This window comes from Arthrobacter sp. Soil736 (assembly GCF_001428005.1).
In the GTDB taxonomy this organism is placed as follows: Bacteria; Actinomycetota; Actinomycetes; order Actinomycetales; family Micrococcaceae; genus Arthrobacter.
Map to the genome: position 1 here is coordinate 179,804 of NZ_LMSB01000056.1, position 12,919 is coordinate 192,722.

General features: G+C 65.0%; 11 protein-coding genes and 4 pseudogenes. 8 read left to right on the forward strand and 7 right to left on the reverse strand.

All coding sequences use genetic code 11. The annotated features are described in order from the left end of the window. Nucleotides 1–132 precede the first annotated feature (132 nt). The 5 genes from ASG92_RS27845 to ASG92_RS24165 all read right to left on the reverse strand — a co-directional run bounded on the left by ASG92_RS27845 (nucleotide 133) and on the right by ASG92_RS24165 (nucleotide 4,853). Nucleotides 133–231: an AURKAIP1/COX24 domain-containing protein gene (locus tag ASG92_RS27845; RefSeq protein ID WP_003792170.1), complete on the reverse strand. Its 99-nt coding sequence runs from the start codon at nucleotides 229–231 to the stop codon at nucleotides 133–135. A 226-nt stretch (nucleotides 232–457) separates the two neighbouring features. Next, nucleotides 458–670: a helix-turn-helix domain-containing protein gene (locus ASG92_RS24150; protein WP_056634547.1), complete on the reverse strand. Its 213-nt coding sequence runs from the start codon at nucleotides 668–670 to the stop codon at nucleotides 458–460. 103 nt (nucleotides 671–773) lie between these two features. Then, nucleotides 774–1,937, reverse strand: coding sequence for a 3-deoxy-7-phosphoheptulonate synthase (locus ASG92_RS24155; protein WP_056634550.1), 1,164 nt, complete (start codon nucleotides 1,935–1,937; stop codon nucleotides 774–776). A 367-nt stretch (nucleotides 1,938–2,304) separates the two neighbouring features. Beyond that, nucleotides 2,305–3,312 carry an acetylxylan esterase gene (locus ASG92_RS24160; RefSeq protein ID WP_056634555.1) on the reverse strand — a complete coding sequence of 336 codons (1,008 nt, stop codon included), beginning with the start codon at nucleotides 3,310–3,312 and terminating at the stop codon, nucleotides 2,305–2,307. Between the two features lie 134 nt (nucleotides 3,313–3,446). Then, nucleotides 3,447–4,853 carry a rhamnulokinase family protein gene (locus ASG92_RS24165; protein ID WP_240987288.1) on the reverse strand — a complete coding sequence of 469 codons (1,407 nt, stop codon included), beginning with the start codon at nucleotides 4,851–4,853 and terminating at the stop codon, nucleotides 3,447–3,449. On the opposite strand from ASG92_RS24165, the pseudogene ASG92_RS24170 reads away from it, so the two are divergent. From ASG92_RS24170 to ASG92_RS30145, 8 genes and pseudogenes are all read left to right on the forward strand, one after another. After that, nucleotides 4,768–5,070: pseudogene (locus ASG92_RS24170) on the forward strand (substrate-binding domain-containing protein); the annotation flags it as partial. The gene ASG92_RS24165 and the pseudogene ASG92_RS24170 sit on opposite strands and share 86 nt — an antisense overlap. 284 nt (nucleotides 5,071–5,354) lie before the next feature. Next, nucleotides 5,355–5,738, forward strand: a complete 384-nt coding sequence (locus tag ASG92_RS24175) for a RidA family protein (protein WP_056634562.1) — start codon at nucleotides 5,355–5,357, stop codon at nucleotides 5,736–5,738. Next, complete coding sequence (locus ASG92_RS24180) at nucleotides 5,735–6,733, forward strand: FAD-dependent oxidoreductase (protein ID WP_082579707.1); 999 nt, start codon at nucleotides 5,735–5,737, stop codon at nucleotides 6,731–6,733. The genes ASG92_RS24175 and ASG92_RS24180 overlap by 4 nt, the downstream gene beginning before the upstream one ends. A gap of 100 nt (nucleotides 6,734–6,833) precedes the next feature. Next, nucleotides 6,834–7,781, forward strand: coding sequence for an ABC transporter substrate-binding protein (locus ASG92_RS24185; RefSeq protein WP_056634569.1), 948 nt, complete (start codon nucleotides 6,834–6,836; stop codon nucleotides 7,779–7,781). 7 nt (nucleotides 7,782–7,788) lie between these two features. Next, nucleotides 7,789–8,748 (forward strand): amino acid ABC transporter permease, encoded by a 960-nt coding sequence (locus tag ASG92_RS24190; RefSeq protein WP_056634572.1) that lies wholly within the window; start codon nucleotides 7,789–7,791, stop codon nucleotides 8,746–8,748. Next, on the forward strand, nucleotides 8,745–9,548 hold the full coding sequence (locus ASG92_RS24195) for an amino acid ABC transporter ATP-binding protein (protein WP_277310586.1): 804 nt from the start codon (nucleotides 8,745–8,747) through the stop codon (nucleotides 9,546–9,548). The genes ASG92_RS24190 and ASG92_RS24195 overlap by 4 nt, the downstream gene beginning before the upstream one ends. 231 nt (nucleotides 9,549–9,779) lie before the next feature. Then, nucleotides 9,780–11,600 (forward strand): annotated as a pseudogene (locus ASG92_RS27850) (DUF222 domain-containing protein); the annotation flags it as partial. A gap of 1 nt (nucleotide 11,601) precedes the next feature. After that, nucleotides 11,602–11,898: pseudogene (locus tag ASG92_RS30145) on the forward strand (HNH endonuclease signature motif containing protein); the annotation flags it as partial. A gap of 176 nt (nucleotides 11,899–12,074) precedes the next feature. Here ASG92_RS30145 and ASG92_RS24210 read toward each other — a convergent pair. After that, nucleotides 12,075–12,296, reverse strand: a pseudogene (locus tag ASG92_RS24210) (ABC transporter substrate-binding protein); the annotation flags it as partial. Continuing rightward, entirely contained in the window at nucleotides 12,297–12,884 is a 588-nt protein-coding gene (locus ASG92_RS24215) for a TetR/AcrR family transcriptional regulator (RefSeq protein WP_056634584.1), read from the reverse strand. It abuts the pseudogene before it with no gap. Nucleotides 12,885–12,919: the final 35 nt, after the last annotated feature.

Genomic DNA, 12,919 nt, shown 5'->3' on the forward strand with positions numbered 1-12,919 from the left:
AATTCCCGCGTCGCCGGGAAATTTGCGCGTCACGAGGCACGTTCCGTGTCGGGAAACGCCGTAGGCGTCCCCCGGAACGCAAAAATGCCCGCACCCTCGAAAGGGGCGGGCATTGACGCGTAGAAAGTATCTCTACTTCTTATTGCGGCGCTGGTGGCGCGTCTTACGAAGCAACTTGCGGTGCTTCTTCTTGGCCATACGCTTGCGACGCTTCTTAATAACTGAACCCACGAAAGTTCCTTACAAACTAGATGCAGTACCTGTCTGATGGAGAAGGTCCGTGGACTAAGCAACAGACTGAAACAACTGACAGATTCTTACAATGACGTAAAACGTTCTTTAACAGGGTACCGCTTATCCGGAGCACCTACTGACCGGCCCCGTCCCATGACCTGCAGCCGCCCCCAAGGCGGCTGCATCGGCCATGAAGACCGTGCGGACAGCCGAGCGCCGGCTTTTACGCGGTATCCGAGTGTCCGTCGACAACAGCGCCTTTGAGGTACTGCTCGACGGCGCTCTCCGGAACCCGGTAGGACCGGCCAAACCGGACCGCGGGCATTTCCCCGGAGTGGACCAAGCGATACACGGTCATCTTGGAGACACGCATAAGCTCAGCCACCTCGGCCACGGTCAAGAACTTGGCGTTCGAGAAGTTCGACTCTGCGGACATTTCCCATATTCCTTTGCTCTCAGCAACTTGCGGCGACCCCAATTTGTCTTCGGTGCGCCGATGCTGAGCCATCGAACAACCGTGTGCTAGTTACTCTAGAGGCTCACGGGGCCATTGTGAAAGCCCGGCGTTTCCGCGACGAAGCAGCAAGCTGTTCCAGCACCGAAGCCGTCACATCCCACTCCATGCAGGCGTCGGTCACGCTCTGGCCGTAGACCAGGCTGGAACGTCCCGCGGCATGTTCGGCGACATCCAGGTTCTGGGCCCCGCCAACCAGGAAGCTTTCCAGCATGACGCCGGCGATGGCACCTGCCGCCTCGCCCGTACCCTCGAGCTGGGCGCCGATTTCGAGCGCAACCTCGGCCTGGCGGTGGTGGCTCTTGCCGCTGTTGGCGTGGCTGGCATCCACAATCAGCCTCGGGTTCAGGTTCTTGGCAGCGAGCTTGGCTGACGCCGCCTCGACGTCGGCCGCGAAGTAGTTGGGACCCTTGCGCCCGCCGCGAAGAATTACGTGCGTATCCGGGTTTCCCGCGGTGGCCACGAGCGCGGCCCGGCCGTCGCCGTCGATCCCCAGGAAAGCCTGAGCGGCCGCAGCGGCGCTGCAGGCGTCGACCGCAACTTGGAGGTCGCCGTCGGTCCCGTTCTTGAAGCCGATGGGCATGGAGAGCCCAGAGGCGAGCTGGCGGTGGATCTGGCTTTCCGTGGTCCGGGCGCCGATGGCTCCCCAGGACACCAGGTCCGCCATGTACTGGGGGCTGATCGGTTCGAGGAACTCGGTGGCGGCCGGCAGTCCCAGTGCCGTGACCTGCTGCAGGAAACGCCGGGCGGCGCGCAGGCCGCCGGCGATGTCGTGCGTTCCGTCGAGGCGAGGATCGTTGATTAGGCCCTTCCAGCCCACCGTGGTGCGCGGCTTTTCGAAGTACGCGCGCATCACGATCAGCAGGTCTTCCTTGTGCTTCTCGGCCTGGCTGACAAGGCGGCGGGCGTATTCGAGGCCGGCCTTGGGGTCGTGGATGGAGCACGGGCCCACGATCACCAGCAGGCGGTCGTCCACGCCGTCCATGATGGCGCGGACTTCATCCCGGCCGCGTTCGACGACGTCCGCCACGCGGGCGTCCAGGGGCAGTTCCGCGATCATCTCCTGCGGAGTGGGCAGCGCAGTGAACTCACTGACCCTCAGGTTCGACGTTGTTTGCTGCGACGCGGGCTGCTTCGATGCCGGCTGTTTAGACGTCGGCTGCTGGGTTTCGGTGGCTGCGGTGCTCATTTGCGGGTCCTGTTCCGGGTGGTGCGGAGCGGGCCCAAATCAGAACCCGCCGGAGAAATGGCGAAGGGCAGAGAATGATCTCTGCCCTGTTGGCTCTGAAGGAAAGTTGGATGCGTGTCAGTTAGACGCGGGCCCCTCCAGAGCCAACGAAAAATACGCATACCAACGGTTAGTCATAGCCAAGACCATAACGGCCGAACGCACCGTCCGCAAACTGGGGCGTCACAAAACTCCGCGTGACGCCCCTCATCCCACTTGTCGCCCTCCCTGACCCAACTAGGTGGCAGCAGGTGTCGTTTTGAGCCGCCAAAACGACACCTGCTGCTACCTAGTTGGGGTGTGCGGTGGGGATCGCGGAACTTTCGTCTTAGCCCAGCAGCTTGCGCAGGAACTGCAGCTGCCGGATCCAGTGATGCTCCTGCCCGCCTTCGTGGTTGTTGAAACGGTAGACGTCGATGTCTTTGGATGCCCCTCCGCCGGCGTCCGTCCCGTAGGCGTTGTAGCCGGCGAAGACGGTGGAGGGCGGGCAGACATCGTCCATCTGCGCCGCCGAGAACAGCGCCGGGACCGTCGCGGCGCGGCCCAGGTTGACGCCGTCGAAATAGTTCAGCACGGCGAGCGTCGGCTCGTATAGCTCGCGGTGCCGGCCCAGGAACGCGGCGATCTCGGTGTAGGGTCCGCGGGGCGTGATGTCGATGGCGCGGGGGAAGTCCTGCAGGAACGGGACGTCCGGCAGTGCGGCGATGACGCCGTCGAGCCTTCCGGCAGTCAGCCCGGCGACGGCGACCGCGATGCCGCCGCCCTGGCTCACCCCCGCGACCACAACCCGCGAGGCATCGACGTCGGGGTGCGCCTGCACGGCCTCGACGGCCCGGAAGGCGTCCACGTACACGCGGCGGTAGTAGTAGTCCTCGCGGCTGCCGGCACCGCGCGTCATCAGCCCCGCGTGGGCCACGTCGCCGGCCGAGGGGTGAGGATCGGCGGTTTGGCCGACGGCTCCCCCGTAGCCCTGCCCGCGGGTGTCCATGATGAAGTGCGCATAGCCTGCCTGGGCCCACTTCGTGTCCTGGTTTGCCAGGCCGCGGCCCCCGGAATAGCCGGCGTACTGCACGACGGCGGGCAGCCGGGTTCCGGCCTCCCTGTTCGCCGGGAGGTGCAGCCAGCCCTTGACCGGGGAGCCTCCGTAGCCGGCGAACGTGACATCGAAGGTGTCGATCACGGCCAGGTAGTTGTCCACCGGCTCGAAGACGGCGTCCAGGGGGAACTCCCGGGATTCGCTGATGGTCCGGTCCCAGAAGGCGTCAAGATCGGCGGGGACCGTGACGCCGGATGTGTAACCGCGCAGCTGTTCCAGCGGGAGATCGAAGAGGGGCATGGGTTTTCCGTTCTCTGGATCGGGGTGGTGTTCGTTTCCGTGATCCTGTCAGGCGGGCACCCGGGATTCCAGCCGCCACGACGCCATGTTGAGGACTGTGTCTCAGTGCGGCTGCGTGCCGCGTGCCCCGCCTCTCAGACCAGCGACGACTGGAAGCTGTCCAGCGACTGTGATGCGCGCACCAGGGCGCGCAGCTCGGCCATGCCCCCGGCGAGGGCGCCGCCGGCGCGGGCGCCGCCGGCGCGGGCTTGCACCAGTACGTTGCCGAGGGCCGTGGCTTCCACCGGTCCGGCGATCACGCGCTTGCCGGTGGCTTCCGCAGTGAGCTGGCACAGGAGCCGGTTCTGCGAGCCGCCTCCGACGATGTGCACGGTATCGACGGCAACGTCCGCGAGCCGTCCGGCCTCGGAGATGGTCCGGGCGTAGCCGGCGGCAAGGCTGTCCAGAATGCAGCGGACGATGTGCGCCGGATCGTCCGGCAGGACGTTGCCGATGTTCCGGACGGCGGCGCGGATACGCTCGGGCATGTTGTCCGGGGCGATGAACGCGGGGTCGTCTGCGTTGATCCGCGGCCCGCCCGGGGGCAGTACGGCTGCGGCGTCCAGCAGTTCTTCCAAGGCGGGCCGGTAGCCTTCCTGCGCCCACGTTCGCTGGCATTCGCTGAGCAGCCAGAGCCCGCCGACGTTGCGCAGGTACCGGATGGTGCCGTCCACGCCGCGTTCGTTGGTGAAGTTCGCCGCCCGGCTGGCCTCGGTGAGGACGGGATGGTTCAGTTCAACTCCCACGAGCGACCACGTGCCCGAGGATATGTACGCGAAGTTTCCCTGTTCTGCGGGGACAGCCGCGACGGCGGAGGCGGTGTCGTGCGAGCCGACCGCCACCACCTTGGTATTCGCGGGTAGCCCCGTCCGCTCGACGATCCCGGGCAACAGCGTGCCGATGGTTTCACCGGGCTGGACCAGCGGCGGAAACAGGTTTTTCGGCAGCCCCAGGGCCGTGAAAAACTCGGTGGCCCACTCCCCCGCCACGGCGTCGAAGAGGCCTGTGGTGGAGGCGTTGGTGGCCTCGGTGGGCCGCTGCCCGGTGAGCAGGAACGCGATCAGGTCAGGAATGAGCAGCGCCTGCAGCCCGTCCAGTTCACGTTCTGCGGCGAGCTGGTAGATGGTGTTGAACTGCAGGAACTGCAGCCCCGTGGTGGCGTAAAGCCGGGACTCGTCCAAGTGCCGGTGCACTCCGGCCACGGCCGCGCGGCTGCGTTCGTCACGGTAGCTGAACGGCTGCGCCATGAGTGCGCCGGCGGCGTTGACCAGGCCGTAGTCCACCGCCCAGGTGTCGATGCCGATGCTCATGAGGTGCTCCCCGCGCTCCGCGGCGACGCGTCCGGCCGCCGCGAGGCCCGCGAGGACCTCGGCGAACAGGGCGTCGAAGCCCCAGCGCAGGCCAGCTGCCGGACGGTGCGCCAATGACCTGCTGGCCCTCGGCGTCATGCAGTCCCTGGCCATGATGCACAAACTCAGGATTCCCGAGGACATCGCACTGATCGGCTATGACGACATCGACTTCGCGGTGTCTGCAGTGGTGCCGCTATCCTCCTTCCGGCCGCCCACGGAAGCCCTGGGACGGACGGCCATCCAGCTGCTGGCCGAGGAGCTGGACACAACGGATTCGGCGCAGCCGCACCACCGCGCGGTCATCTTCACTCCGGAACTCGTGGTGCGGCAAAGCACCTCCGGGGCCGAGGGCTCTTCCGCCGGCTAGATTTCCGATATGTTTTCGCCGCAGAGATAGCGGCGATCCCCGCTTCGCCAAGGGCAGAAGGTGGAACCGCCACCAACTCCGCCGAGATGGTTTTTCGTAAACATTTTGCCGGGCTCAATTGGCGTGCGTGTCATTGGCGCCCCGCGTGCAACTTGGAAAGATCATACGAAGTCGTTGACGTGTGGTCTCGCTCACACCCTGACCCGCTCTTCGCCGTTTCAGAACTTAGTTGTCGCTGTTAGGCCATGTCATGGCCTGCGCCCTGCCCCAACATAGGAGTCTCATTGCCGCAAGCAAGTATTGTTCACACCTCCGACGCCCCGGGCCTGCCCGTGCTGTCCCAGGCCGTCGCCACTGACCAGTTCGTCCTGACATCCGGGCAGGTCGGTCTTGAGCCCGTCGAAGGCACGGTGCCGGAGTCTTTCACCGACGAGGTGCGACAAGCCTGTCGTAACCTCCAGGAAGTCCTCCGAGCAGGAGAATGCTCCATGGCTGACGTTGTCCGGACATTTTGTGTACTAACCGATGCCAGCCAGCTTGCCGAATTCAATGCCGAATACATCAACTGGTTTCCGGGAAACAAACCGGCTCGAACAACCATCGTGGCTGGCCTCGTCGGACCCTTCAGGTTCGAAATCGAGGCAACGGCCCTGAAAACCAAGGGATGAGCACCCCATGTCCTGCGGTGGTTGTAGTGGGTGCGGGCGTCATCGGTCTCACCACAGCCCTTGTGGCAGCCCGGGCGGGCCATAAAGTCACGGTCGTGGCGGCGAACCGCCCCGAAGAAACGGTTTCCTCGGTAGCGGCCGCGATCTGGGCCCCTTACCATGCGGAACCAGCGACCTGGATCGGACCGTGGGCGGCCACCACATTCGAGGTACTTGCCGGGCTCGCGGCTACTGTGCCGGAAGCGGGTGTGCAGATGCGTGAAGGCATCGTCGTACACCGTGCGGGAACCGCGCCGCTCCGGTGGGCGGCGACCGTTGCCGGCAACCGACCCGCCCGTGCGGACGAGGTACCGGAGGGTGCCGCTGGCGGGACAGTCTGCACCGTGCCGATTGCAACCATGTCCATATACCTCCCGTGGCTGCAGCAGCAGTGCACGTCGCTGGGAGTGAAGTGGGCATGGCGCCTGGTGCAGTCCCTCGCCGAGGCGGCTGACCAAGACGCGGTCGTTGTCCTGGCAACGGGGCTGCAAAGCCATGGCCTGCACAGTGACGATGGCCTCTACCCCGTACGCGGGCAAGTCGCCCGCATCGGGAACGCGTCGATAGAGCAGTGGATCATCGACGACGCCAACCCGGCCGGCTCCACTTATGTCATCCCCCGCGCCAATGAGATTATCTGCGGCGGAACCGCCGAGATCGGAGCAACGAGTCTGCTTCCGGACAGGGAAACCGAACACAGAATCATGGACTCTGCCGTGAGGTTATTCCCGGGGCTCGCAGAGGGAACGTTTCTGGGCAGCAGGGTTGGGCTGCGCCCCGGGCGGCACCTCATTCGACTGGAACTCCGGGACGAGGAGGAACGCTCGGTCATACATAGCTACGGCCATGGCGGTTCCGGCGTGACAGTGTCCTGGGGCGTGGCCTACGCAACCCTGGATCTGATCGGCAAGGCGGCGTCGTCGTCACAACAGAGAACGGTGACCCGGCCCCACTAAGCGGCCCGACACGAAAACACACACTCTTACTTCGCCGAAGAGGCATGCCCCACAGCCGTGGCGTGGCTCCAACGCGCCCATTTAGCAAAAAGGAATCACCATGAAAAAATTCACCATCGCAGTGTCCCTCGCGGCAGTTGCGGGCGCGCTGCTCACTTCGGGCTGCTCTAATAATCCCGCAGCCGAAGCACCCAAGTCTTCTGAGAATGCGTCCAGCGTCGTAGCGCCCAACCCTCCGATCGAGACGACCAAAGACGACAAGGTGGCGGCATTGCTGCCCAAGAGTATCCGGGACAAAGGCGAGATCAAGGCGGCGGGCAACATCCCTTACCCGCCCTACACAATGTATGACACGGACAGCAAGCCAACCGGCTTTGACTATGACTTGTCCCAGGCCCTGGGGCAGAAGCTCGGCATCCCAGTCTCCTTTAACCAGCAGGCGTTTTCCACCATCATCCCCTCCCTGCTGTCGAAGAAGTTCGATGTGATCCTCAGTGCCATGAATGACACACCGGAACGGCAGAAGACCCTCAACTTCGTTGACTACACGCACGGCGGCTTCATCATCCTGGTCAAGAGCGGCAACCCGGACGGCGTCAAGGCCCTCCTGGATGTGTGCGGAAAGACCGTCTCAGTGCAGAAAGCCACGGTCCAGGGTGACCTCCTGCGCGGACTCGAAACCAAATGCAAGGAAAAGGGCAAGGAAGGCGTCCAGGTGCTGGAGCTGCCCACGGATCTTGACGCACAGACAGCCCTGCGCGCTGGCAAGAGCCAGGCCTATGTCGTGGATGCGCCAGTGGCCGAATATGTGGTCAAAACCGCCGGCGACGGCAAGGCTTTCGAGCTGGTCCGCGATTCCGAGTTCCCGGCCGGCTACCTGCCGGTGTTCAGCGGCATGGGCAACCTCAACACGGATCCGGAATTCACCGAGGCATTGCGAGCAGCCTTTCAGGCCCTGCTTGACGACGGAACCTACAAAAAGATCCTGGACAGGTACTCGTTGACGTCCTACGCGGTGACCTCGGCCGCCGTCAACCAAGGAAAGTAGAACCACGATGACCTCCCCGATTTCTACCGGGACCGCACCGACAGTCTCCCTGGCGGCAGAAGTCAAGGCGATCCCCTTGCGGCGACCTTGGCGGTGGATCAGCGCAGCGGTACTGCTGGCCGTCGTCGCCTTGTTTGTTGAGTCCCTGCTGACCAACAAGAACATCGAATACCCGGCCATCGGGCGCTATCTGTTCGACACCCACATCCTGGCCGGTGTGTGGCTGACGCTCGTGCTGACCGTGCTCTCCATGGTCGTCTCGACTCTGCTTGCAATCCTCATCGCGGCGATGCGGCTCTCGACCAACCCTGTGCTGTCGACCCTGTCCTGGCTCTACGTCTGGTTGTTCCGCGGCACGCCGCTGTTGGTGCAGATTGTCCTGTGGGGTTATCTGGGCCTTCTGTACAGCAGGTTGTCCGTCGGAATTCCCCTAACCGATGTCGTCTTCTGGTCCGTGGACACCAATTCACTCATCACGGCGTTCGTGGCCGGATTCCTGGCCCTGACGCTGAACGAGGCCGCCTACTCGTCTGAAATCGTCCGCGCCGGTATGCTCTCCGTCGACGAAGGCCAACGCGAAGCAGCCTATTCGCTCGGGATGTCCCCGCTATACACTTTCAGCCGGATTCTCCTCCCGCAGGCGATGCGCGTCATCATCCCGCCTATGGGCAACGAACTCATCTCCATGCTCAAGAACACCTCGTTGCTCTCCGTCATAGCGGTCCTGGAGCTCTACACCCAGGCGTCCCTTATTTCCTCCCAGAACCTCAAGCAGGTCGAGCTGCTCGCGGTGGTGAGCATCTGGTACCTGTTTATGACCAGCGTGCTGTCCGTCCCTCAGTACTACCTGGAACGCCGCTTCGGCCGGGGCGCATCACGCACCCTGCCTCCCACCCCGCTCCAGCGGTTGCGCGCCATGCTGGCGGACCGGACCCGCCCCACCGAGACCTTGCAGGTGAAGCCTTGATACGAGAATCAGCCCCGTCCACGACACTGCAGGCCATCAGGCCGCTCGTACGAATCGAGAACGTACGCAAGAGCTTCGGCAAACACGAAGTCCTCAAAGACATCACCCTGAACGTCAACCCGGGCGAAGTGACGTGTCTCCTGGGTCCCTCCGGCTCGGGAAAATCGACCCTTCTCCGCTGCATCAATCACCTGGAAAGCATCGACGGCGGCCGGATCTACGTTGACGATGACCTGATCGGTTACCGGCAGCAGGGCGAGAAGATTTACGAAATGCACCCAAAGGAAATCGCCAGGCAGCGCCGCAACATCGGCATGGTTTTCCAGAAGTTCAACCTCTTCCCCCACAAGACCGCCATCGAAAACATCACCGAAGCCCCCACCGGCGTTAAGGGGCTTGCAAAAGGGAACGCCTCGAAGCGGGCAATGGAGCTTCTGGACAGGGTCGGATTGGCTGACTGGGCCAGCCACTACCCCGCCCAGCTCTCCGGTGGCCAGCAACAACGGGTGGCCATCGCGCGGGCGCTGGCCATGGATCCAAAGCTGATGCTCTTCGATGAGCCCACTTCCGCGCTGGATCCGGAACTTGTCGGCGACGTCCTCGACGTTATGCGCTCCCTCGCATCCCAGGGCATGACCATGATCGTCGTCACCCATGAAATAGGCTTCGCCCGCGGAGCCGGAGACCAGGTCGTTTTCATGGACGGAGGCGTCGTCGTCGAACAGGGCGATCCCGCACAGGTCATCAGCGCCCCCCGGCACGAGCGGACGAAAGCATTCATCGAAAGCGTCCTCAAATAGCGGCAGGGACAGTGGGGCAGGTGCCGGCCATTCTTGCGGCCGGCACCTGCCCGGTTCTCCACGTGCAGACTGATGCACCGCTGGCCGTACCTGCGAGGGATTTCCGCCCGCTACTGTCCCCGCGAGCGGCGTGGCGGTGACCGCCGAGGACTAGTTTGGCGGCTCCTCGGGCTGGCAGATGTCAGCGGGCGATGACCGATTATTGTCAGACCCCTCCGACAGAGTTTCCATATGGAAGCCATTGGGGAACAGGCAGCGGATCACACCGCGGGGCGGGCGGTCACGCCGGGCCTTAGCGCGGCTGCCCTGCTGCGGGGCCGCCGGCTTCGCAGCGTTCCTAATTCCGCTTCACTTATGGATTGCCTGGCTTCCGACGGCGGTGCTGCCGCCGGCTTTGGTGCGTTCCGCGGGCTGAGTAGCGCCCTGGCAAACGGCCTCCGCATCGCACCACAGTCCGCCGATCAGGCCGGGCACGACGGCGGAGCTACCGCGGACTTTGGTGCCACCGGCTTCGGCACCGGCGGGGGCGCCTTCAACGCCGGGGCAACCGACAGCCTCGAACGATGCCTCGAGCTGCTGGAGGCTGCCGTCGCCTCCGCGCCCGATGAGCTGGCCTTGGCCGGTTTCCCGGAGGCTGCGGATTTCGCCGGGCTGGCCGAGGAGCTCTCCCGCGGGGTCGAGTACCTGCAGCTGCTGGGCGCGGCGGCGGTGGACCGGACCCGCAACGCGGCGATCAACGCCGCCGGACCCGGGAGCAAAGCCGCCGGCTGGACCACCGGCTGGGGCACAGGCACGGACGATGGCACCGAAGCCGCCGCTGATGCTACTTCCATTGCGTCCACCACCACCGCCACCGCGGCCGGCTCGGCCCCGGCCGTGTCGCCGGCCGATGACGGATCCCGCAACACCGCCGAGTTCCTCCGGATGCGGCTAAGGATCAGCGCCTGCGAAGCCCGCCGCCGCCTCGCCCTCGCCTCCGCCGTGCTCCCCCGCACCGGCATCACCGGACAGCCCATGCCGCCGGCCTGCGAAGAAACCGCCGCCGCCCTCGCGAACGGGACCATCGCCTCCCGCGCCGGAACCACCATCACCACCGCCCTGGACCGCGTCCGGCACATCGCCGCCCCGGCCGAACTCGCCCGGATGGAACACGCCCTCACCGGCACCGCGATCGGGAACGACCACGACTTCCTCACCCGCATCGCCCACCGCTGGACCGACGCCATCGACCAGGACGGCACCGAACCCAAGAAGACCTCCGCCACCGCCAAGGCGCCTTCCTCCGCCGCCCCCGCCGCGGACTCCACCACCTCGAAATCTTCGCGACCACCGACCAATACGAACATCTCCTCACCGTCATGAACACCGCAACCAACCCCCGCACCCAATCCACACCCGGCACCGGCACAGAAAACGGCGGAGACAGCGGAGCCAACGGCGCGGACACCGCGGCAGGAAACAGCGGGACGGACACGAACACTTCGACGGCGGCGCACACGGGGCCGGGGTTCGGGGCTGCTGCCGAGGCCGCCGCCGACACCGCGCACCTGGAACGCCGCACCCGGCCCCAGCAACTCCTCGACGGCCTCATCGGCGCCTGCAAAACCGCCCTCGCCACCGCAACCCTGCCGGCCACCGGCGGCCTCCGCCCCCAGGTCATGGTCACCATCAGCTACCAGGACCTCCTCAACCGCCTCGACACCGCCGCAGCCAACGGACCCCGCTACGCCCGGGAAACCCCCGACCAAACCCCGCTGCCGGGCACCGGCACCTTCACCTACACCGGCCCCGTCACCCCCGCCACCATCCGCAAAATCGCCTGCGACGCCGACATCATCCCCGTCCTCCTCGGCAGCAAAGGCCGCATCCTCGACATCGGCCGCACCACCCGCATCTTCCCGCCCCACATCCGCAAAGCCATCACCGCCCGCGACCAAGGCTGCACCTTCCCCAACTGCACCATCCCCGCCCCCTGGTGCGAAGCCCACCACACCACCTACTGGTCACACGGCGGACCCACCAACACCGACACCGCGGGAACCACCAGTTTCCNGCGAAGTTCGTCAGTCCGGTGGTGCCGAAAATCAGGGACAGCCCCACGGATGCGCGCAAAGCCATCACCGCCCGCGACCAAGGCTGCACCTTCCCCAACTGCACCATCCCCGCCCCCTGGTGCGAAGCCCACCACACCACCTACTGGTCACACGGCGGACCCACCAACACCGACAACGGCACCCTCCTCTGCACCCACCACCACCACCTCATCCACAAAGAACAATGGACCATCCACATGCAAACCGGCATCCCCTGGTACATCCCCCCACCCCACATCGACCCCAACAAACACCCCGCCGCAACCACCACCAAACATGAGGCAAGCACCCGCCCGCGATCAACTATGGGCTGCGACCGTGCGGGGCCAGCAGAACGGATCAGCGCGCAGCAACGCAGATGTGCCCCAACCGGATATTGGATCCGGTTGGGGCACATCTTGAGCGCGACGTCAGCGTGGCGGCGCCGCTACCGCTAGCTGCTGATGGCGGATTTCATTTCATCCACGGCCTTCTGGCCGGCTTCCTCCGGTGAGAGCCTGTCGAACAGGACCTCGGAGGTGTACCGCTTAACGATTTCCTGGACGGCGCCCGCACCCTTCGGCGGCGGAGCCGGGGCTTCGCCGAGCTCACCCTTGATCTGGTCGATGAAGCCCACCAACTTCACATCCGCCAGAGTCAGCTTCGAGGCAATGGCCTAGCGCGCGGGAGGTACGAGGAGGACGTCGACGAGCTCCCTCAGCCCCGCAGCCATGTCCACATTCTTGTCATACAGCCACTGGAGCTGGAGGCCGTCGAAGGCCGCGATAACCAGGCGTGCCAGGGACTCGGCCCCGACGTCCGTCCGGATTGCACCGGCCTCCTGGCGCCGCCCCACATCCTGGGCGAGCTCTTCGACCAGCTTGGCGTACCTGTCCTGAAAGTAACCATGCGAGGCGTGCCCGGGGTCGTTGGCTGTTGCTGATGCGACCGCGTAGAGCGTGGTGAGCCCCGGTTCCCGGCGGTTCCGTTCCGCCACCGGTGCGAGGGCCTCCAGTCCGACACCCGCCCCGCCGAGCTCCTTGCCGCGCCGGTCCCGTTCCGCGAGCACCGCCGTCAGCAGCTCCTGCTTGCCGCTGAAGTAGTGGAACAGGGTGGCTTCCTTGACACCCACCAGCTCGGCCACGCGCTTCAGCGCCGTACCTTCAAACCCCTCGGTGGCGAAAACATCGGTGGCCGTCTGGACGATCTGCTCGCGGCGTTCCGCGCCTTTGGCATACTGCCCGCGCGGCTTCGTAGTAGACATTCCGTCAGTTTATTTCACGCCGCAAGGTCAATTTC